Genomic DNA, 19,438 nt, shown 5'->3' with positions numbered 1-19,438 from the left:
ATTAGACTGACGTCAATACAGGGAATCGACATGAGCAACGCAGACGAGCTCGCGGCAAAATTGAAACAAACACGGCTTCCCAGCGCGGATCAGGCGATCGATAGCTGGCCGGGCCAGGTCTACGAACTGTACCAACGGATAGAGGCCTGGCTGCAGCCCTTGACCGAAGCGGGCCTGGTCCTGCGGCGCAACCCCACCCACGTGTTCGAAAGTCACCCCAATGGCGGCGCTTACGACTACGCCATCGACCAGTTGGTGATCACCGGCAACGAGCGCAGCATTACCTTTGACCCGGTTGCACGCTTCACCGCCGATGGCGAGGGGCGGGTCGAGGTCCACACAACAGGCAACGAACTCGCCCTGTTGCGCACCGTGGACGAACACGGTGAAACACACTGGTGGCTACAAACGATCGAGCAAGCCACAGCGCAGCTGGATGCGATAGCGCTGACGGAAAGCGATCTGTTGGCAGTGCATTGATTTTGAATGTGCGACCGTCATCGCGAGCAAGCTCGCTCCCACAGGGATTGCAATGTTCAGACTGATCGGCATTACGCTCCAGAGGCGCCCTTTTTCAGTCGTTCATTACAGTTGGTTCTGCCCCGTCACCACCAGCGGTACCTCTGCGCGACGCAAGTCCAGAGCGGGCAACTTCGCAGGCTGACTCAAGCCCTGCAGCACCCTGGCATCGTAATCATAAATGTCGGGTTTGAACGTCACCCGCCCGTCATTGCTCAGGTCCACGGTCCAGTAAGCCAACAACACCGGCACTTTCACCGGCAGCAGGATGTTCTCGGTCCTGCCATTGGCCAACTGCTTTTGAATGCCAGCGCTGTTCCAGCGCACCGGGTCGTTGAACAACAACTCGACCAGTTGCAACGGGTTTTCCACGCGGATGCAGCCTGAACTGGTGGCCCGAACCGTTTTGGCAAACAGCTCGCGGTGCGGCGTGTCATGCAGGTAAATCGCATAGTCGTTGGGGAAGCGGATCACCACCTGCCCCAGCGAACTGTCGGGCCCGGCATCCTGACGCAGGTGGATGCCTCGCGGGTTGCTCCAGTCAACGCTCGACGGATCGAGCACATTGCCATCGCGATCAAACACGCGAATCCGGTTGGCCTCCAGATAGCCAGGATCGTTCTGGATTTTTGGAATCACGTCCTGCTTGAGGATGGTCGGCGGCACGGTCCAGGTCGGGTTGAACGTGATGTAGGTGATTTCGGCCTGGAACACCGGCGTACTGCGCACCGGTTTACCGACTTGCACCCGCGAACGCCAGATCGGCAGACCGTCGCGGTACATCGCCACCTTGTATCCGGCGATATCGACGATCACGAACGTGCCCTGAAGCTTGTACAACAGCCACCGGGCGCGCTCCATGTTGACCCGCACCTGATCGATCCGCGCCTCGACCGGCACGTTCAGTGCCGCCAGCGTCGCTGCCCCCGCCACGCCATCGGCCCCCAGGTATTGCTCGGTCTGATACTTCTTCACCGCGGCAATGACCTTGTCGTCGTAACCGGCCTTTTTCGCCAGGTGCGGGTCCAGATACCCGCCCGCCACCAGACGCGCACGCAATTGTGTGACCGCTACCCCGTCCATGCCGGGCTTGAGCGATTGCCCTTCGGTGACTTTCGGCCAGCCGCCCGCATCGCGCACCTGGCGCAACCGGGCCAGGCCCTCACGCAAGTTGCGGTAAATCTCTTCCTGAGGCGGCGCCTCGGCAAACGCACGTGCCACGTCATGGGCATCGAGGGCGGTGAACAGGTTGTTCATGTCCTCGCGGGCATCGCCGCCGGCAGGATCGAAGTTCCAGTGAATGTCCAGCCGCGACGGATCGACCTTGCCCCGTCGCAGTTGCAGCAACGCGGTGATGAACGTGCGAGTCGCCGCCATATCGAACATCGCCCGTTGCGCCGTGGAAGGCATGGCGGCCGCCAGCGATTCATGGGCCTGAGCCAGTTCGGTGATGCGGAAATCCGCCGGATTCAGGCCGTCGACCCGGGTGTCTTCAAGGCTCTTGAGTAACTGGGCCACGTCACGTTCATCTGTCCACGCGGCGCGATAGTTGCGATGCATATAGAAATCCAGCACCACCCGGCTGACATCCACACGCTGATGGCGCCTGGACGTGAGCAACGGTGGAAAGGCCGAGCGCAACGGTTCCAGCGTCGCCTGAATCGCTTGGCCGACCGCGTCGTCGGGCGCCGCGGCATCGATTGCGCGGCTCGCTGCAGATACCGGCTCAATCGGCGAAGTTTGCCCAAGCGCCGCACCGCTGATCAGAAAGCCCATAAAAAATATGCGGCTTATGACGAATGACCTTGTTAACTTCACCATGGATAATCCTTAATCCCCCGTTTCAAACGGCTAGCTTTCCGCTCGCTGCTAGACTCGAAATTATCATGATGAGACCCGACTATGGCGCTAAACCGCTTTGGCCTTTTATTTGCCATTTTACTGACGTGCCTTTCAGTAACGTCAGCCTACGCCGATTCGCTTGAAAACGCGCTGGTCAAAGCAGCACCCGGCGCCGATGCCAAAGTGATTGCCCTGGCCGTTCGCGCAACTCAATGCAGCCGTGCCCAAGGTGTCGCCCCCGCCCAAAGACTGGCGGTGATCGATTACTCCCTGCCCTCGACCGAACAACGCCTGTGGGTCTTCGACCTTAAACGGCGAAAGTTGCTGTTTCACGAACTGGTCGCCCATGGCCGCAACAGCGGTGAAAACATGGCCACGCTGTTCTCCAACCGCAACGAAAGCCACGCCACCAGCCTCGGCCTGTTCCGCACGCAAGAGAGCTACCTCGGCCAGAACGGTTACTCGTTGCGCATGGAAGGCCTGGAGCCCGGCTTCAACGACAACGCCTATGACCGGGCCATCGTCATTCACGGCGCGCCCTATGTCAGCCCGGTGCTGGCCCGTGCCAATGGCCGGATCGGCCGCAGCCTGGGTTGCCCGGCCGTCAGACCGGCGATTGCCCATCGGCTGATCGATTCGATGAAGGACGGACAGTTGTTGTTTTCCTACTACCCGGACCAACGCTGGCTGAAGTCGTCTTCCTACATCAACTGCGGCGGCGACACCGTGGCCTCAAGGGAAAAGTCCACTTCAAGCCAGAAAGCGACGCCCAACCTGTCAAAACTGTAATCTTCGCCTCAGCCTGCTGAAAGGCACCGCCCGCTAGCCTCATCGACAAGTTCAACAGGCTGACGGGCGGAACACACGGCATGCACTCCCACACTTCAAGACGCACCTTCGTCAAAGGCCTGGCCATCGGCGGGCTCTTCGGCGGCCTCGGGTTATGGCGCACGCCGGTCTGGGCGATCAGCAGTCCCGGCGAACCGCAGGTGTTGGCCGGTAATGATTTCGAGCTGTTCATCGGCGAATCCCCGGTCAACTTCACCGGCAGCCCGCGCACCGCGATGACCATCAACGGCGGCATCCCCGGCCCGCTGTTGCGCTGGCGTGAAGGCGATACGGTGACGCTGCGGGTGCGCAACAGACTCAAGGACAGCACGTCCATTCACTGGCACGGCATCTTGCTGCCCGCCAACATGGACGGCGTGCCGGGGCTGAGCTTCAAGGGCATCGAGCCGGGCGGCATGTACGTCTACCAGTTCACCGTGCGCCAGAACGGCACCTACTGGTATCACAGCCATTCGGGTTTTCAGGAACAATCCGGCGTCTACGGCCCGCTGGTGATCGACGCCAAAGACCCGGAACCGTTCCAGTACGACCGCGACTACGTGGTAATGCTCAGCGACTGGACCGACGAAGACCCGGTCGGCCTGATGAGGACGCTGAAAAAACAGTCCGATTACTACAACTTCAACAAACGCACCGTGGGCGACTTCATCCACGACGTCAGCGAAAAAGGCTGGGGGCCGACCGTCGCCGATCGCAAGATGTGGGCCGAGATGAAGATGAATCCCACCGACCTGGCGGACGTCGGCGGCGCCACTTACACCTACCTGTTGAACGGCCAGGCACCGGATTCGAACTGGACCGGGGTGTTTCGCCCGGGGGAAAAGCTGCGGCTGCGCTTCATCAACGGCTCGGCCATGAGCTACTTCGACGTGCGTATCCCCGGCCTGAAAATGACCGTGGTCGCCGCCGATGGCCTGCACGTCAAACCGGTGAGCGTCGACGAGTTTCGCATTGCCGTGGCGGAAACCTTCGACGTTATCGTCGAGCCGACCGAAGCGGCCTACACTCTGTTCGCCCAGGCAATGGATCGCACCGGATACGCACGGGGCACCCTGGCGGTGAAGCCGGGACTGGTTGCGCCGCTGCCGCCACTGGACCCGCGCCCTCTGGTGACCATGGATGACATGGGCATGGGCGGCATGGACCACGGCAGCATGGCGGGCATGGATCACAGCAACATGGACATGGGCGACATGCCCGGCATGCAGTCCCACCCGGCCTCGGAAACCGACAACCCGCTGGTGGACATGCAAGCCATGTCCACCTCAGCGAAACTCGACGATCCCGGCATGGGCCTGCGTAACAACGGTCGCCGCGTGCTCACCTATTCCGACCTGCGCAGCACCTTCGAAGACCCGGACGGCCGCGAGCCTGGCCGCACCATTGAGCTGCACCTGACGGGCCACATGGAAAAATTCGCCTGGTCGTTCAACGGCGTGAAGTTCTCCGACGCAGACCCCCTGCGCCTCAAGTACGGCGAGCGGCTGCGGATCGTGCTGGTCAACGACACGATGATGATGCATCCCATCCACCTGCATGGAATGTGGAGCGACCTTGAAGACGAGAACGGCCAGTTCATGGTGCGCAAACACACCATCGACATGCCACCGGGCTCCCGGCGCAGTTATCGGGTCACTGCCGATGCGCTCGGCCGCTGGGCCTATCACTGCCATCTCCTGTACCACATGGAAATGGGCATGTTCCGTGAAGTTCGCGTGGAAGAATAAGGCGCACCCCATGATTCGATTCACCCCGTTTTTTTTAGCACTCGCGACCTCGACAGCGATGGCCGCTAGCGATGACATGCAAGGCATGGATCACAGCCAGATGGACCACGGCCAGATGCAAGGCATGGATCATAGCCAAATGGACCACGGCCAAATGCAAGGCATGGACGACGGCCAGATGCAGCCCGCCGCACCCAGCGAAAGCCGTACGCCGATCCCGGTGCTGACCGATGCCGATCGCGCTGCGGTGTATGCCGATCCCGCCGGCCACCACGTACATGACAGCACGCTCAATTCCTTTTTTCTCGCCGACAAACTCGAGTGGCAGGACGCCGATGACGGCAGCACCCTGGCCTGGGACTTGTCGGGCTGGATCGGCGGCGACATTGATCGCCTGTGGCTGCGCTCCGAAGGTGAACGCACCAACGGCGTGACCGAGGACGCGGAAATCCAGGCCCTTTGGGGCCACGCCATTTCCCCGTGGTGGGACGTCGTCAGCGGCGTGCGCCAGGACTTCAAACCCGGCGCCCCGCAAACCTGGGCCGCGTTCGGCGTGCAAGGCATGGCGCTGTACAACTTTGAAGCCGAAGCCACGGCCTTCATCGGCGAAGGCGGCCAGAGCGCCGTGCGGCTGGAGGGCGACTACGACATCCTGCTGACCAATCGGCTGATCCTGCAGCCGACCGTCGAGGTCAACGCCTACGGCAAAAACGACCCACAACGGGGCATCGGCGCGGGGTTGTCCAACACCGAAGCCGGCCTGCGCCTGCGCTACGAAATCCGCCGGGAATTCGCGCCCTACCTCGGCGTGACCTGGAACCGCACCTACGGCAACACCGCCGACTACGCCAACGACGAAGGCGAGGACCGCAGCGAAACCCGCCTCGTTCTCGGTATTCGGATGTGGTTCTGAACAGACTCACCTCAAACCAACAACAACCGCTTCAAGCGGTAAAGGACCTTGCATGCGCCTCATCAAACCCACCGCCGTCGTTATCGCCTTGCTCAGCGGCTTGCTCATGAGCACTCTCGCTCAAGCCCACCCCAAACTACTCTCCTCCACCCCAGCGGAAGGCGCGACAGGTACGCCACCCGACAAGATCGAACTGCACTTTTCCGAAAACCTCGTCACCCAGTTTTCCGGCGCAAAACTGCTGATGACCGAAATGTCCGGCATGGCCCACGCCCCAATGCCGGTCAAGGCCAAAGTCAGCGGCGGCAGTGATCCGAAGACCATGTTCATCATTCCGACAGCGCCGTTGACTGCCGGCACCTACAAAGTCGAATGGCGCGCGGTGTCGTCGGACACCCACCCGATCACCGGCAACGTCACGTTTAAAGTGAAATGACCGATGAGCGACTCGGCCAACGTCGTGCTGCGGTTTGTGTTGTATATGGATTTGATGCTGTTGTTTGGCGTAGCGCTGTTTGGGCTGTATAGCCTTAAAGGACAGGAACGGCTATCCGGGATGGTGCTGCCCTTTCGCCGATTGTTGACGGCAACAGTCGGGCTCGGTGCGTTGCTGTCCATCGCTGGCATGGTGCTGATGGTCCGCGCCATGAGCGGCGAATCAGACGTTGCCGAGTTGCGCCCTCACATCGAGATGATGCTGTTCGAGACAGACGTCGGGTTGGCCTGGGCTGTGCGGATGATCGCATTAGCGGTCGCGGGTCTGGCGTTGATACTCAACCCACGCGCACCCGGCATCAGCCTCGTGATCGCCGCCACTGTCGGCGGCATCGCCCTCGCCAGCCTGGCCTGGAGCGGGCACGGCGCCATGGACGAAGGCAGTCGCCGTTACTGGCACTTCACGGCGGACATCCTGCACTTGCTGGTGGCAGGCGCCTGGCTCGGCGCGTTGCTGGCGTTTGCCCTGATGGCTCAACCCCGCGCCCTGCAAACAGAAGCTCACATACGTTTGCTGGCTCGCTCTGTTAAGCGATTCGAACGTGTCGGTGCGCTGATCGTTGCGATCATCACCGTGACAGGCGTGGTGAACTACCTGTATATCGTCGGGCCGAAACTCGATGAGGTTTTACTCGGCCATTACGGAGTTTTGCTGGCGATCAAAGTGTTGCTGTTTGCCGGGATGCTGGTGTTGGCGGCGCTGAACCGCTTTCATCTTGGCCCCCTGCTGGAGCGGTCGTTGCAAGAGGGCCAATATCGCGTGGCGGCCCATGCACTTCGGCGCAGTGTGGTGGTGGAAATGGCCGCAGCGGTATTGATTGTGGGGTTGGTGGCGTGGTTGGGGACGTTGAGTCCGGAAGTGGAAATGAGCAATGTTTAGGGGGCGTTGATTTTTCACACCGGTGAAAGTTTCACTACACTCCCCGCTTCAAAACCACTCCAGCACAAAAGCCCGATAACAATGAAAAACAGCAAAAGAGCAATGATGCTCGGCGGCTTGCTCGCACTCTCCCTTGGCGCCCAGGCAGAACCATCGCATCTGGACAGCGTCATGCAACAGGGACAACTGCGCGTTTGCACCACCGGCGACTACAAGCCTTACACCTTCAAAGCCGAAGACGGCGAATACTCCGGTATCGACATCGCCATGGCCCGCACCCTGGCGGACAGCCTGGGTGTCAAGGTCGAATGGGTGCCCACCACCTGGAAAACCCTGATGCCCGACATGCTCGCCGGCAAGTGCGACATCGCCATGGGCGGCATCTCGGTCACCCTGGAACGGCAGAAAAAAGCCTTCTTCAGCACCACCCTGGACGTCGATGGCAAAATCCCCTTGGTGCGCTGCGAAGATCAGGCGCTGTACCAGACCGTCGAACAGATCAACCAGCCAACGGTTCGCCTGGTCGAACCCGCCGGCGGCACCAACGAAGCGTTCGTCCACGCCTACCTGCCTCAAGCGCAACTGCAATTGCGCGACAACCTGAGCATTTTTCAGGAGCTGTTGGACAAGAAAGCAGACGTGATGATCACCGACGCATCGGAGGCGCTGTACCAGCAGAAGCTCAAACCGGGCCTGTGCGCGGTCAACCCCACGCACTACATGCAATACGGCGAAAAAGCCTATCTGCTGCCCCGCGACGACATCACCTGGAAGCTATACGTCGATCAGTGGCTGCACCTGGCCAAGGCGACGGGCAATTATCAGAAGATTCTGCGGCAGTGGCTGGCGGCGCCTGACGCGAAATAATGGATCGTTTTTTTCGCACAAAAAAGGGCGCTCCCGAGAGAGCACCCTTCTTCATTGCGGACCGCGTATCAATCGTCGTGCAGCAAACCTGAACTGTATTCGCCGAAGCTATTGCCGAGCGCACTGCCATGGAAATTCATCTTGTCAGGATTGCTGTTGGTTGGCCCCGGGCCAAAGCCGGCAGGCTGCACGGAGTCGGTCGAATAATCGCTATGGGAGCTCACACCCGAACAGGCGCTCAACAACAAAGCACCGGCGATCAGCGAGACTTTGACGAGGTTTGCGATCATTTTTTTATTCCTGTGGATTGAAGCGCGGGGACGTGACCTTTGGCGGTCATCCTATGCCTCACTTCAACGACACATCATGAAACTTTTCGGCAAGTCAGCGTTGGTTCAGGAACCGTGTGCAGCTGGCGATACCTCACCCCCACTGCCTTGCGGATCGACATTGTCCAATGCTCGATTCACCAACAACTCCCCCACCACCGCCAGTTGCTGAATCGACAGCGCCAAACTGCGGGTTGAACCTTCGAGCTTGCAAGCCAGGTCAGTGGTCAAGACGTTCAACGATGCAAGGGTTTCGCAGGCGTGACACAGGAGCGTTTCAGTATCGACGTTGGGAAGAATGGTGAACACATGGCAGACGGGATCAGCGTGATTCGGGTTTCGCAGACGTTTACTGACCACCCGCTGAGAGTCTGCGGATAGTTGAGCAAGATCGAGAGAATCGGAAGCCGTTGCGGTTTCCGGAGGGTCAGGCGTTATCTTTTTCATCGTTTTCGTTCCTAGAATTAACCAAAGGAACTGCCAGCATCACTTCCACATGATGGGGTGGCAGCTGTGCACGGGTGTGGAAGACCAGGGATCCAGGAACCTGGCGCACCCGAAAGTGCCCCGCACACAGCCGCCATAATTTAACAGCAGACATGAAAAAAGCGCCTGCTTAAATTTAGGTGGCGCCCTGTGCGCCTAGATCTTGTGAAGGGCTTCCACACCCTTGTCGCTGACTTTGCAGCGACGGAGGGAGGTTAGCTGGTGGATCAGATGTAGGGCAATATGGGTAAAGTGGACGCGACTTGAGGGAAACCTCTTACATTTTCGTGATGCCTTCAACAGAGCACCCATGATTTACCGTCCTCAGACGTGCATAAACCTCGCAGGCCCAATCCTGATAAACTCCCCACCTCCCAGCCTCACCGATTCCAGATCCCTCATGTCCGTAACCACCGCCACACCCGCCCTACTCTCCCGCCGCTTCTCCGTCGCGCCGATGATGGATTGGACCGATAGACACTGCCGCTTCTTCCTGCGCCTACTGTCGAAAAACGCCCTGCTCTACACCGAAATGGTCACCACCGGTGCTTTGCTCAACGGCGACCACGAGCGCTTCCTGCGTCACAACGAAGCCGAGCACCCGCTGGCATTGCAACTCGGCGGCAGTGTGCCGCTGGACCTGGCCGCGTGTGCGCGCATGGCGCAGGAGCACGGTTACGACGAGGTGAACCTGAATGTCGGCTGCCCGAGTGATCGGGTGCAGAATAATATGATCGGTGCGTGCCTGATGGGGCATCCGCAGTTGGTGGCCGATTGTGTGAAGGCGATGCGTGATGCGGTGTCGATTCCGGTGACGGTGAAGCATCGAATCGGGATCAACGGGCGGGACAGTTACGAAGAACTGTGTGATTTCGTCGGCACGGTACGGGATGCCGGGTGCACGAGTTTTACAGTGCATGCACGGATTGCGATTCTGGAGGGATTGTCGCCAAAGGAAAACCGAGACATTCCGCCTCTGCGTTATGACGTGGCGGCGCGGTTGAAGGCGGATTTTCCCGAGCTGGAGATTATTCTGAACGGCGGGATCAAGACGCTGGAAGCCTGTCATGAGCATTTGCAGACGTTCGACGGCGTGATGCTCGGCCGTGAGGCGTATCACAACCCTTATGTGATGGCCGAGGTGGATCAGCAGCTGTTCGGCAGCTCGGCGCCGGTGATCAGCCGGGCTGAGGCGTTGGCGCAGTTGCGTCCTTATATAGCGGCGCATATCGCTGCAGGTGGTTCGATGCACCACATCACCCGGCATGTGCTTGGACTGGGCACCGGGTTTCCGGGCGCACGCAAGTTTCGGCAGCTATTGTCGGTGGACATTCACAAGGCGAAAGATCCGCTGGCGCTGCTGGATCAGGCAGCGGCGTTGCTCGAAGGGCGTTAACGGTCGGTCTCGTTGAACCTGTGGGGCGTTTCGGCATCGTATTCTTCGATACCACGCCCCGCCTTTCAAACAACCGTTTTCAGGTTGTTACCGCAGGGGCCATCGATACACGTACACGCCCTTGAGTGGCTGTCAGCGCTCGGGTAATGTCATCAGACCCAAAGGACAGAGCACGCCCATGACTTCCAAGCTGGAACAACTCAAACAAATGACCACCGTGGTTGCCGACACCGGCGACTTCGAAGCTATCGCTCGCGTTAAACCCGTGGACGCCACCACCAACCCTTCCCTGCTGCTCAAGGCCGCGGCCATTCCTGCGTATGCCGAGCTGCTGAACGCCAGCGTCAATGACTGCAAGGGCGATGTGGGCCTGGCCAGCGACCGTTTTGGCGTGGCCGTGGGGCAAGAAATCCTGAAAGTGATCCCGGGCCGTATTTCCACCGAAGTGGATGCGCGCCTGTCGTTCGACACTGACGCCATGTTGAAGCGTGCGCATCGCCTGATCGAGCTGTACGACAAGGCCGGTATTGGCCGCGACCGCGTACTGATCAAGATCGCGTCCACCTGGGAAGGCATCCGCGCTGCCGAGATCCTGGAAAAGGAAGGCATCCAGACCAACCTGACCCTGCTGTTCTCCTTCGCCCAGGCGGCCGCCTGTGCCGACGCCGGGGTGTTCCTGATTTCGCCGTTCGTGGGCCGTATCTACGACTGGTACAAGAAAGCCAACGGCAACGACTACACCGGCGCCGATGATCCGGGCGTGCAGTCGGTGACACGCATCTACAACTACTACAAGGCCAATGACTACAAGACCGTGGTCATGGGGGCTAGCTTCCGCAATCTGGGCCAGATCGAGCAACTGGCCGGCTGCGACCGCCTGACCATCAGCCCGGACCTGATCGACAAGCTGGCGGCGGATACCGGCAAGCTGGAGCGCAAACTCGCGCCGGGCCATGCCGGTGAAGCGCGCCTGAGCCTCAACGAATCGCAGTTCCGTTGGCAGTCCAACGAAGATGCGATGGCGACCGAGAAACTGGCTGAAGGCATTCGTCAGTTCGCGCGGGATCAGGAGAAGCTTGAGGCGCTGTTGCAGGCCAAGCTGTGATCTGAGTGGGTGTAATGCAAAAAGGGCGAACCCAGGTGGGTTCGCCCTTTTTTGTGGATGCGGGGTTCTTGCGGACGTCATCGTCGGAACGCCGCCCGGAGCAAGCTCGCTCCCACAGGGATTTGCAGAGGTCGTGTGCTGAACGAAGAACCTGTGGGAGCGAGCTTGCTCGCGATGGGGCCCTGTCAGACCCACATCACGTCAGGGAATCAGTGCCGTTCGAGCGCATTCACCAGATCATGGAAGGCTTCACGATTGGTGTCGTTCAGCCCCATGAGGATCTTGTGCGCTTCGAGCACTTTGATCCGCACCACTTCTTCGGACTGATCCTGATCTGGCAGGTCGTCCAGGCATTCCGGGCACGGTACAGGCTTGTCAACGATGTTGAACACCTGCTCGAAGCCCATGGACTGCAGCAGACGCGTGATGTCTTCGTGGGTGGTGACGACGGTCGGCAGCAGGCCGACTTTCTGCCGCGACAGGATCGACAGCTTGGCCAGCAGGCCAAGTGTGGTGCTGTCGATGCTGCGGGTTTCGGTCAGATCGATCACGATTGCGTTGAAATTCAACGCACTGAAGATCCGCTCAATAGTCGCATCCAACGCCGAACACAGGGTCAGGCGAACTTCACCGACGAACTTCAGGACGAAAGTGCCATCCTGCTCGGCGAACTGGATTCTACCGGTACTCATCAAAGATTCCTGCTCAACACCAACAGGGCGATATCATCCGGCATCTCCCCTAGCGTGGCCAATCCAAAAACCTGCCGCAGCCCATCCAGGGTGCCGCCCGCAGCCTTGACCCGTTGGGGCAACGCCGCCTCTTTTTCTTTGAGTGTGGGTTCTGGCAAAAGGTCCAGAATGCCGTCAGACATCAGCGTCAGGCTGAACGTCGGTGGCAGTTCCAGCACGTGGTCTTCATAGGTGGCTTCATTGAAGAGGCCCACCGGCAGGCCACGCCCTTCCAGATAACGAACACTGTCTGGCGTGTACAACACTGGCAACGGCAGATGACCGCCGATGCTATAGGTCAACAAACCGGTCTCCTCGTCGATGACTCCACCGACCATTGTGACGTGTTTACCCAGCTTACAACTGATCAGGCCCCGGTTGATATGACCAAGAACCTCTGAAGGCTTGAATTCCGGCAAGGTGCCGCTGCGCTTGGATTCGAACAGCAAGCGCGTGGTCATGAACTTCAACAGCACGGTGACGAAGGCTGAAGAGGCGCCGTGACCGGAAACATCCGCCAGGTAAAAGGCTACCCGGCGCTCGTCGACCCGGAAGTAGTCGACGAAGTCACCCGACAGGTACAGCGACGGGATGATCTGGTGAGCAAACTTGAACTCGTCGATGGTCCAGGGGCTGACCGGCAGCATGTTCATCTGCACCTGGCGACCGGCGTTCTGGTCCTCCTGGAGCAGGTTCAGGCTGGCTTCGAGCTCGCGGTTGGCCTTCTCCAGCTTCTCGCGGTAGCGCTGGTTCTCCAGCAGCAGGCGCGCACGATCCAGGGCCCGGCGCACGGAGTGCTCGAGCACGGCCAGATCTTCGAGAGGTTTGATCAGATAGTCCGCCGCGCCCAGGCGCAGGGCTTCGACCGCGTCGTTCATCACGCCCGCACCCGACACCACGATCACCGGCGTTTGCGGCGACAGTTCGGTCACCTGGCGAATGAGTTCGAGTCCGCCCATCTGCGGCATGCGCAGATCGCAGATGACCAAGTCGGGCTTGTCTTGCTCGAATACCTGAAGACCCTGCTGACCATTGCTGGCCTGCAAGACGCTGAAACCACTGTCTTCCAAATAGGCGGCGAGGCTCGCGCGCACTACTTCGTCATCATCGATTATCAGCAGCGTGGCACTGGTTTTTGGCATGTGGGCAAACGGCGCCAGAATTAGGTTGGCGTAGCAGGCGGGGACTTTGGCCCGGCGCTGACTACTGGATTCGCTTTCTAGCCTCTCTGTCGCACCGCTTTCGGGCATTTGCCCTACACACATGTACACCAGAGGTGCCCTTCTAAGGCGCAGACGGTACTCCCATCCGCGGGGCGTTTCAAGCTCACGCCGATGGTCGCTTGACGTCTTTATTTGTCAAATCACCGAGAGTTATAAGAACAGGCAAATCCGTAACCCAATGGAAGGATGGTACCCATGAGTCAAACCGCTCGGGACTGCTGCGAAAAGCGCGATTTTATCCGCATGCAGGTCTTCGCAGACAAAAAAGGCGGCCTTGATGGCCGCCTCTTCTATTTACCGGTCGACGTTAAAAATCGTCTTCAACCTGACCGTCTTTCACCTTGAACTCACGGTTCTGCAAGTACGCATTGCGAATGAAAGTGTACTTGTCGCCGGTGATCAGTTTCTCGCTCGACAGCAGGTTGGCACGGGTATCGACGATGTCCAGCGCGTAGAAGGAGTTACGCACCGGAATGTCGTTTACGTAACGATAAGCGCCGGTATAGCTGTCGACGTACTTGGATGGCGCATCACGCAAGGTGCTTGGACCCAGCAGCGGCAACATCAAGTAAGGGCCGCTGCCGACACCCCAGTAACCCAGCGTCTGACCGAAGTCTTCGTCATTGCGCTGCAGGCCCATTTTGGTGCCGACATCAATGACGCCCAGCAAACCGAAGGTGGTGTTGAAAATGATTCGTGCGGTATCAACGCCTGCGGCGCGAGGTTTGGCCTGCAGGATATCGTTGGCCAGGTTGCGCACATCACCGATGTTCTTAAAGAAGTTGTGGACGCCGTCTTCGACAAACTGCGGCGTCACGTACCGGTAGCCCTGGGCCACGGGCTTCAGCGCGTAGGTGTCGATCACGTCGTTGAACTTGTAAATCGGGCGGTTGACGCTTTCCCAAGGATCCTCTTCCGTGGCTGCCTGGGCAACGAACGGAACCAGCATCACACTGGCGCATACACAAATCCTGGCTAGATGATTGCTCCAGCGCATAGAAAAAAACTCCTTGGTTTGTACTGGCCCGAGCGCTTGGCCCAGGCAATAAGCTGGCAAGTATAAGACGTAAACGCTGTTTAAGGCACTTTGCACGAAGTCCACACCGAAGGAATCGTGCCAAATGCGAGCGATTCACGTCCATGTCACTCAACTGTCACCGTCGCCCGCTAGCCTTCAGGCTATTTCAGGGACGTCCACATGCCGCTCGCCGAAGCCTTGCCCCAAACCGCACCCAGCCTGACCGCCGTACTGTTCGGCCTCAGTGGCTGCCTGGTGGATTTCGGCGCACACACGCACCGGCACGGCAGCCACTCGGCCGAACACGCCGAGGCCACACCCGGCGCACTGGATAGTCTGCGCAGCTTGCAGCGCCTGCAAATCCCCTGCGCCTGGCTCGATGAACTGCCCCCTGCCCTCAGCCAATCCCTGGCCGCGGCGTTGCCGGAATGGATCAAACCTTCGCAACATCCAGCAACAAACAACCCATGGCCCGCCCCGAATGCCTGCTGGCAAGCCTTGATGACCCTGAACGTCGAGCGACTCGACGGCTGCGTACTGGTGAGCGGCGAACCCCGCTTGCTGCAAGCGGGGCTCAATGCCGGGCTGTGGACCATCGGCCTGGCGTCCTGCGGCTCGCTGTGCGGGATGACGCCCGAGCAATGGCAAGCGTTGACCCCGCAGGAGCGCGATATCAAACGCGCCAAGGCCACGATGCAACTGTTCGGCCTGGGCGTGCATTCGGTGATCGATCACCTCGGTGAACTCGACACCTGCCTGGCCGATATCAGCCTGCGTCGGCTCAAGGGCGAAAAGCCCTGACCGAGATCATGCACGTTGCGCGCGAGTGGATTAATCTAAAGGTCAGCCATCGACCTTTGGCCCGCCGCCATGGTCTATGCCAGTGCCTATCGATAGAAGGAAGAACGCCATGCCTGCCCGCGAATTGCAAGAACAGCTCAATGCCCTGCGCGAGCAATTGGAACAGAATCCTCCGTTGTCTGAAGCCGAACGCGCCGAGTTACACGAACTGATGCAACAGATCGAGTTGAAGCTTGAGCTCGAAACCAAAACCCAGGATTCCAGTCTCGCCGACGGTGTGAACCTGGCTGTCGAGCGCTTCGAACTCGAACATCCGACGCTTGCCGGCACCCTGCGCAACATCGGGCAGGCCTTGGCCAACATGGGAATCTGAACCCTGCCAGAGGCAAAAAAGCCCTGCTAGCGATAGCAGGGCTTTTTCATATCTGAAAATACATTTCCCTTGTGGGAGCGAGCTTGCTCCGGGCGGCGTTCCGACGATGAGGCCGGCACATCCAACATCAATGTCGCCTGATACTCAGCCATCGCGAGCAAGCTCGCTCCCACAGGGTTTCGTTACTGACGGACCAGTCGATGATTCGGCAGCTGCACCTCTTCAGTGCTGCGATACGGGTTGATATCCAGCCCGCCACGACGCACATAACGCGCATACACCGTCAGTTTCTCGGGTTTTAGCAACCGCTGCAGGTCAAGGAAGATCCGCTCTACACACTGCTCATGGAAGTCCGAATGCTGACGGAAGCTGACGATGTACTCGAGCAGGCTCGCGTGATCCAGCGCCGCGCCACGGTACTCCACCGCCACGCTGCCCCAGTCCGGCTGGCTGGTGACCGGGCAGTTGGACTTGAGCAAATGACTGTGCACGCTCTCCTCGACAATGCGCGAATCATCACAACGCAGCAGTTCCGGCCGCGGGTGCTCATAGTTGCTGACGCTGATATCCAGTTCGTCGATGCACACGCCCGGCAAGGCCACGACGCCTTCGCTCTCGACATCCTTGAGACTGCGAATGCGCACGCCCACCGGCTTGCCGGCAGCCGCCGACAAATCCTTGACCAACGCCGCCTCAAGGCTCGCGGTATCGGCAAACGGCGTCTGGTTCAGGGAGTTGAGGTACAGCTTGAACGACTTCGATTCGATGATGTTCGGTGAATCCGCCGGAATGCTGAATTCGCCGATCGCCACCACGGGCTTGCCCGAAGGCAGCAGCCAGGACAGTTCGAAGCAGTTCCAGAAGTCCACGCCTTTATACGGCAGGGTTTGCGCCGTCAGGCCCAGTTCCGCCCACTTCGCGGTGCGCGGGATCGGGAACAGCAAGGACGGCGTGTAGGTGGCGATGTATTCGCTGGACTTGCCCAGCGGCGAGTGTTCGGCTGCGGGATGCATGGCGGAAACCTGACTGAAGAATCAGCGGATTCTATCAGCCTTTGCTCCCGCCTTTGAGTGCTTACTGACTGACAGTCAGTTTGCCGACCATGCCGGCCTGGTAATGAGCGGGAATGTTGCAGGCAAACTCAAGGTTAGTAGCCTTGCTGAAGGTCCAGGTCAGCTCGGCGGTCTTGCCCGGCTCCACCAGCACGCTGTTCGGGTCGTCATGCTTCATGCCGTGGTCCATTTTGCTGTGATCCATGCCAGCCATGCTGCCGTGGTCCATTGCCTTCATGCCGGTCGGCGTCAGCATGCCGCTCTGTTGCATTTGCAACATTTCCTGCTGGTGTTTGGCGTGCATCGCCGCATCCCCCAGGTTGAACTCATGCAACAACTGGCCTTTATTGACCAGCACGAAGCGCACGGTTTCCCCGGCCTTGATGTCGATGGCCTGCGGCGTGAAGGACATGTCACCCATGACCACTTCGACGCTGCGGTTTGCCTTGGCCGCCGGGGCCGGCTGACCGAAATCGTAGGTATGCCCGGCGTCCGCCAACACCGGTGAACTCAGCGCCAGCAAACAAACGATTTGCGCCACGGACTTGCGTAAAAACATCGTCATACTCCAACAAGATAAGGCTCAGCATGGGGAAAACTCTAAACTGCTGCCACTGCCCGCAACCTGACAGCCAGATTACAACTTTGTCAGGTTGACCTGTATGAACGCTGCCCACGGTATAAAGCGTCCGTTCCATCTGCCAAGAGCCGCCCATGAAACTGCTGATTGTCGAAGACCAACCGAAAACCGGCCATTACCTGCGCCAGGGCCTGGCCGAGGCCGGGTTCAACACAGAACTGGTGGCCGACGGCAACACCGGCCAGCAATTGGCCCTCAGCGGCGAATATGCCCTGCTGATTCTCGATGTGATGCTGCCGGGCCGTGATGGCTGGCAGATTCTGCAAGCGGTGCGCAGCGCTGGCCTGGACACGCCGGTACTTTTTCTGACAGCGCGTGACGCCGTGGAGGACAGGGTTCACGGCCTCGAACTGGGCGCCGATGACTATCTGGTCAAGCCATTTGCCTTCTCCGAACTGCTGGCGCGGGTGCGCAGCCTGTTGCGTCGTGGCAGTGCCACGCCTCAGGAAACCAGCTTGCAACTGGCCGATTTGCGCCTGGACCTGATCCGTCGCCGGGTCGAACGCAGCGGCCAGCGTATCGACCTGACCGCCAAGGAGTTCGCCCTGCTGGAAATGCTCCTGCGCCGTCAGGGGGAAGTCCTGCCCAAGTCGCTGATTGCGTCCCAGGTCTGGGACATGAATTTCGACAGCGACACCAATGTCATCGAGGTGGCGATCCGTCGCCTGCGCCTGAAGATCGACGATGAATTCCCCAATAAGCTGATCCACACCGTGCGCGGCATGGGTTACGTCCTCGAAGAGCGCCCCGCCTGATGCGCCGGCTGTCCTTGAGCAGCCGCCTGGCGCTGTTGTTTGCCGCCTGCACCGCCGTGGTGTCGTTGTTCGCCGGGGTACTGTTCAGCCGCGCCAGCGAGGCGCACTTCATTGAGCTCGACCAGCAACTGCTGGACGGCAAATTGATTGGCTTGCGTCGGGCCCTGCACGACTTGCAGTCGAGTGACAGCGAAGTGAAACTGGCGGAGGAACTGAGCCGGCAGGCTGATCTGTCCCTGCGAATCACCGGCAGCGACGGCCAGCGCTGGTATGACAGCTCGACAAGCATTCCGCAGGTATTGCCGCGCCAGCCCGGATTGTCGACAGTGAGCCATGAAGGCATGGATTACCGCGTCTTGAATGCGCCGCTTTTCGCGGACAAACCCGAGTCACCGCAACTGACCCTGCTGCTGGACATCACCCACCACCAGCATTTTCTGCAACGCATGCAGCATTTGATCTGGCTGACCGTCGGCCTGTCAGCCCTGGCCACCGCAGTGCTTGGCGCCTGGGCGGCACGCAGCGGCTTGCGCCCGTTGCGGCGGATCAGTGCGGTGGCCAGCGGTGTTTCCGCGCAATCGCTGAACGCGCGGTTGCCTGAAGAAAACATGCCCCCGGAACTGGCGGAAATGGCCCACAACTTCAACGCCATGCTCGGACGCCTCGACGACTCGTTTCAGCGCCTGTCTGCGTTCTCTGCCGACATCGCCCATGAACTGCGCACGCCATTGTCGAACCTGCTGACCCACACCCAGGTCACCCTCACCCGCCCTCGCCCCATCGAGGACTACCGCGAAGCCCTGCACAGCAACCTCGAAGAGCTGCAATGGATGGCGCAACTGGTCAATGACATGCTCTACCTGGCGAAAGCCGATCACGGCTTGTTAATGCCCAAATGCGAGCCACTGGAACTGGCGGAGGAAGCGGATCTGCTACTGGAGTTCTTTGCGCCATTGGCGGAAGACGCGCAGGTAACACTGAGTCGTGACGGCAATGCCCGCATCGAAGGTGACCGCAGCATGTTGCGGCGGGCATTGTCGAACCTGCTGGACAACGCACTGCGATTCACTCCGGCCGATGGCGAGGTTCGGGTGCGAATCGTCGATCAGCCAAAAGAATTGCGCCTGACCGTTGAAAACACAGGCCAACAGATTTCCGAAGATCTATTGCCGCGCCTGTTTGACCGGTTTTATCGGGCCGATCCGGCGCGCCGCGAAGGCAGCAGTGAACATGCGGGATTGGGACTGGCGATCACCCAGTCGATCATCCGTGCCCATGGCGGGCAGATTCGTTGTGAATCGGAGAATGGATGGACGCGGTTTGTGATCGAGTTGCCAAGGGGGGAATGAGGCTGGCAGTTGCGGCCTCATCGCGAGCAAGCTCGCTCCCACAGTGTTTTGTAGCGTTCACATAATCTGTGTACGACGCAGATCCCTG

21 protein-coding genes are annotated in these 19,438 nt (G+C 59.7%); 13 read left to right on the top strand and 8 right to left on the bottom strand.

Translation table 11 applies throughout. The features are described 5' to 3' along the window. Window positions 1-30: 30 nt before the first annotated feature. Window positions 31-480, top strand: coding sequence for a hypothetical protein (locus tag AC1D1M_RS05160; RefSeq protein ID WP_477774797.1), 450 nt, complete (start codon window positions 31-33; stop codon window positions 478-480). A gap of 105 nt (window positions 481-585) precedes the next feature. On the opposite strand, the gene AC1D1M_RS05155 is transcribed toward AC1D1M_RS05160, so the two are convergent. Beyond that, on the bottom strand, window positions 586-2,340 hold the full coding sequence (locus AC1D1M_RS05155) for a L,D-transpeptidase family protein (protein ID WP_477774796.1): 1,755 nt from the start codon (window positions 2,338-2,340) through the stop codon (window positions 586-588). An 81-nt stretch (window positions 2,341-2,421) separates the two neighbouring features. Between AC1D1M_RS05155 and AC1D1M_RS05150 the strand changes: the two genes are divergently transcribed. From AC1D1M_RS05150 to AC1D1M_RS05125, 6 genes are all read left to right on the top strand, one after another. After that, window positions 2,422-3,150: a murein L,D-transpeptidase catalytic domain family protein gene (locus AC1D1M_RS05150; RefSeq protein WP_477774795.1), complete on the top strand. Its 729-nt coding sequence runs from the start codon at window positions 2,422-2,424 to the stop codon at window positions 3,148-3,150. A gap of 80 nt (window positions 3,151-3,230) precedes the next feature. Further along, complete coding sequence (locus tag AC1D1M_RS05145; protein WP_477774794.1) at window positions 3,231-4,937, top strand: copper resistance system multicopper oxidase; 1,707 nt, start codon at window positions 3,231-3,233, stop codon at window positions 4,935-4,937. A 10-nt stretch (window positions 4,938-4,947) separates the two neighbouring features. After that, the gene (locus AC1D1M_RS05140; RefSeq protein ID WP_477774793.1) at window positions 4,948-5,850 is read left to right on the top strand and encodes a copper resistance protein B; all 903 of its coding nucleotides are present in this window, start codon (window positions 4,948-4,950) and stop codon (window positions 5,848-5,850) included. 52 nt (window positions 5,851-5,902) lie between these two features. Further along, window positions 5,903-6,286 (top strand): copper homeostasis periplasmic binding protein CopC, encoded by a 384-nt coding sequence (gene copC, locus AC1D1M_RS05135; RefSeq protein WP_477774792.1) that lies wholly within the window; start codon window positions 5,903-5,905, stop codon window positions 6,284-6,286. Between the two features lie 3 nt (window positions 6,287-6,289). Then, the gene (gene copD / locus AC1D1M_RS05130; protein ID WP_477774791.1) at window positions 6,290-7,225 is read left to right on the top strand and encodes a copper homeostasis membrane protein CopD; all 936 of its coding nucleotides are present in this window, start codon (window positions 6,290-6,292) and stop codon (window positions 7,223-7,225) included. A 105-nt stretch (window positions 7,226-7,330) separates the two neighbouring features. Then, entirely contained in the window at window positions 7,331-8,092 is a 762-nt protein-coding gene (locus AC1D1M_RS05125; RefSeq protein ID WP_477774946.1) for a transporter substrate-binding domain-containing protein, read from the top strand. A 68-nt stretch (window positions 8,093-8,160) separates the two neighbouring features. On the opposite strand, the gene AC1D1M_RS05120 is transcribed toward AC1D1M_RS05125, so the two are convergent. Beyond that, a complete protein-coding gene (locus AC1D1M_RS05120) occupies window positions 8,161-8,382 on the bottom strand; it encodes a hypothetical protein (protein ID WP_477774790.1) in 222 nt (73 codons plus the stop codon). A gap of 105 nt (window positions 8,383-8,487) precedes the next feature. Continuing rightward, complete coding sequence (locus AC1D1M_RS05115) at window positions 8,488-8,868, bottom strand: DUF6124 family protein (protein ID WP_477774789.1); 381 nt, start codon at window positions 8,866-8,868, stop codon at window positions 8,488-8,490. A 439-nt stretch (window positions 8,869-9,307) separates the two neighbouring features. Between AC1D1M_RS05115 and dusA the strand changes: the two genes are divergently transcribed. Both dusA and tal read left to right on the top strand, forming a co-directional pair. Continuing rightward, entirely contained in the window at window positions 9,308-10,303 is a 996-nt protein-coding gene (gene dusA, locus AC1D1M_RS05110) for a tRNA dihydrouridine(20/20a) synthase DusA (RefSeq protein WP_477774788.1), read from the top strand. Window positions 10,304-10,481: 178 nt separating this feature from the next. Then, the gene (tal, locus tag AC1D1M_RS05105; protein WP_429366610.1) at window positions 10,482-11,408 is read left to right on the top strand and encodes a transaldolase; all 927 of its coding nucleotides are present in this window, start codon (window positions 10,482-10,484) and stop codon (window positions 11,406-11,408) included. Between the two features lie 209 nt (window positions 11,409-11,617). Here tal and rssC read toward each other — a convergent pair whose 3' ends face one another. The 3 genes from rssC to AC1D1M_RS05090 form a co-directional block, all read right to left on the bottom strand. Beyond that, window positions 11,618-12,100, bottom strand: coding sequence for an anti-sigma factor antagonist RssC (gene rssC / locus AC1D1M_RS05100; protein ID WP_007978612.1), 483 nt, complete (start codon window positions 12,098-12,100; stop codon window positions 11,618-11,620). Then, on the bottom strand, window positions 12,100-13,281 hold the full coding sequence (rssB, locus tag AC1D1M_RS05095) for a two-component system response regulator RssB (protein ID WP_032829882.1): 1,182 nt from the start codon (window positions 13,279-13,281) through the stop codon (window positions 12,100-12,102). The genes rssC and rssB overlap by 1 nt, the downstream gene beginning before the upstream one ends. A 388-nt stretch (window positions 13,282-13,669) precedes the next feature. Further along, window positions 13,670-14,359 (bottom strand): MlaA family lipoprotein, encoded by a 690-nt coding sequence (locus AC1D1M_RS05090; protein ID WP_477774787.1) that lies wholly within the window; start codon window positions 14,357-14,359, stop codon window positions 13,670-13,672. Window positions 14,360-14,560: 201 nt separating this feature from the next. On the opposite strand from AC1D1M_RS05090, the gene AC1D1M_RS05085 reads away from it, so the two are divergent. Both AC1D1M_RS05085 and AC1D1M_RS05080 read left to right on the top strand, forming a co-directional pair. After that, the gene (locus AC1D1M_RS05085) at window positions 14,561-15,181 is read left to right on the top strand and encodes an HAD family phosphatase (RefSeq protein WP_477774786.1); all 621 of its coding nucleotides are present in this window, start codon (window positions 14,561-14,563) and stop codon (window positions 15,179-15,181) included. Window positions 15,182-15,290: 109 nt separating this feature from the next. Then, window positions 15,291-15,554, top strand: coding sequence for a DUF4404 family protein (locus AC1D1M_RS05080; protein WP_008053327.1), 264 nt, complete (start codon window positions 15,291-15,293; stop codon window positions 15,552-15,554). Window positions 15,555-15,736: 182 nt separating this feature from the next. On the opposite strand, the gene queF is transcribed toward AC1D1M_RS05080, so the two are convergent. Together queF and copI are read right to left on the bottom strand one after the other, a co-directional pair. Further along, window positions 15,737-16,567 carry an NADPH-dependent 7-cyano-7-deazaguanine reductase QueF gene (gene queF, locus AC1D1M_RS05075; RefSeq protein WP_477774785.1) on the bottom strand — a complete coding sequence of 277 codons (831 nt, stop codon included), beginning with the start codon at window positions 16,565-16,567 and terminating at the stop codon, window positions 15,737-15,739. 61 nt (window positions 16,568-16,628) lie between these two features. After that, window positions 16,629-17,165, bottom strand: coding sequence for a copper-resistant cuproprotein CopI (gene copI / locus AC1D1M_RS05070; protein WP_477774784.1), 537 nt, complete (start codon window positions 17,163-17,165; stop codon window positions 16,629-16,631). A gap of 155 nt (window positions 17,166-17,320) precedes the next feature. On the opposite strand from copI, the gene AC1D1M_RS05065 reads away from it, so the two are divergent. After that, on the top strand, window positions 17,321-18,001 hold the full coding sequence (locus tag AC1D1M_RS05065) for a heavy metal response regulator transcription factor (RefSeq protein ID WP_007995297.1): 681 nt from the start codon (window positions 17,321-17,323) through the stop codon (window positions 17,999-18,001). After that, window positions 18,001-19,350 carry a heavy metal sensor histidine kinase gene (locus AC1D1M_RS05060; RefSeq protein ID WP_477774783.1) on the top strand — a complete coding sequence of 450 codons (1,350 nt, stop codon included), beginning with the start codon at window positions 18,001-18,003 and terminating at the stop codon, window positions 19,348-19,350. The genes AC1D1M_RS05065 and AC1D1M_RS05060 overlap by 1 nt, the downstream gene beginning before the upstream one ends. The last annotated feature ends 88 nt before the right edge of the window (window positions 19,351-19,438 follow it).

It is taken from the genome of Pseudomonas sp. P1_F7, from assembly GCF_056405655.1.
The sequence above is the reverse complement of the archived record's forward strand: the minus strand, read 5'-3'. Positions and strand labels throughout refer to the sequence as shown.

Excerpts from the sequence above, each read along its gene's own strand:
- copI (WP_477774784.1), bottom strand. The coding sequence starts at position 17,165 with ATGTTTTTACGCAAGTCCGTGGCGCAAATCGTTTGTTTGCTGGCGCTG.
- AC1D1M_RS05060 (WP_477774783.1), top strand. The coding sequence starts at position 18,001 with ATGCGCCGGCTGTCCTTGAGCAGCCGCCTGGCGCTGTTGTTTGCCGCC.
- AC1D1M_RS05115 (WP_477774789.1), bottom strand. The coding sequence starts at position 8,868 with ATGAAAAAGATAACGCCTGACCCTCCGGAAACCGCAACGGCTTCCGAT.
- copC (WP_477774792.1), top strand. The coding sequence starts at position 5,903 with ATGCGCCTCATCAAACCCACCGCCGTCGTTATCGCCTTGCTCAGCGGC.
- tal (WP_429366610.1), top strand. The coding sequence starts at position 10,482 with ATGACTTCCAAGCTGGAACAACTCAAACAAATGACCACCGTGGTTGCC.
- AC1D1M_RS05065 (WP_007995297.1), top strand. The coding sequence starts at position 17,321 with ATGAAACTGCTGATTGTCGAAGACCAACCGAAAACCGGCCATTACCTG.
- AC1D1M_RS05080 (WP_008053327.1), top strand. The coding sequence starts at position 15,291 with ATGCCTGCCCGCGAATTGCAAGAACAGCTCAATGCCCTGCGCGAGCAA.
- AC1D1M_RS05120 (WP_477774790.1), bottom strand. The coding sequence starts at position 8,382 with ATGATCGCAAACCTCGTCAAAGTCTCGCTGATCGCCGGTGCTTTGTTG.
- AC1D1M_RS05150 (WP_477774795.1), top strand. The coding sequence starts at position 2,422 with ATGGCGCTAAACCGCTTTGGCCTTTTATTTGCCATTTTACTGACGTGC.
- rssC (WP_007978612.1), bottom strand. The coding sequence starts at position 12,100 with ATGAGTACCGGTAGAATCCAGTTCGCCGAGCAGGATGGCACTTTCGTC.
- queF (WP_477774785.1), bottom strand. The coding sequence starts at position 16,567 with ATGCATCCCGCAGCCGAACACTCGCCGCTGGGCAAGTCCAGCGAATAC.
- copD (WP_477774791.1), top strand. The coding sequence starts at position 6,290 with ATGAGCGACTCGGCCAACGTCGTGCTGCGGTTTGTGTTGTATATGGAT.
- rssB (WP_032829882.1), bottom strand. The coding sequence starts at position 13,281 with ATGCCAAAAACCAGTGCCACGCTGCTGATAATCGATGATGACGAAGTA.
- AC1D1M_RS05160 (WP_477774797.1), top strand. The coding sequence starts at position 31 with ATGAGCAACGCAGACGAGCTCGCGGCAAAATTGAAACAAACACGGCTT.
- AC1D1M_RS05140 (WP_477774793.1), top strand. The coding sequence starts at position 4,948 with ATGATTCGATTCACCCCGTTTTTTTTAGCACTCGCGACCTCGACAGCG.
- AC1D1M_RS05145 (WP_477774794.1), top strand. The coding sequence starts at position 3,231 with ATGCACTCCCACACTTCAAGACGCACCTTCGTCAAAGGCCTGGCCATC.
- dusA (WP_477774788.1), top strand. The coding sequence starts at position 9,308 with ATGTCCGTAACCACCGCCACACCCGCCCTACTCTCCCGCCGCTTCTCC.
- AC1D1M_RS05125 (WP_477774946.1), top strand. The coding sequence starts at position 7,331 with ATGCTCGGCGGCTTGCTCGCACTCTCCCTTGGCGCCCAGGCAGAACCA.
- AC1D1M_RS05155 (WP_477774796.1), bottom strand. The coding sequence starts at position 2,340 with ATGGTGAAGTTAACAAGGTCATTCGTCATAAGCCGCATATTTTTTATG.
- AC1D1M_RS05090 (WP_477774787.1), bottom strand. The coding sequence starts at position 14,359 with ATGCGCTGGAGCAATCATCTAGCCAGGATTTGTGTATGCGCCAGTGTG.
- AC1D1M_RS05085 (WP_477774786.1), top strand. The coding sequence starts at position 14,561 with ATGCCGCTCGCCGAAGCCTTGCCCCAAACCGCACCCAGCCTGACCGCC.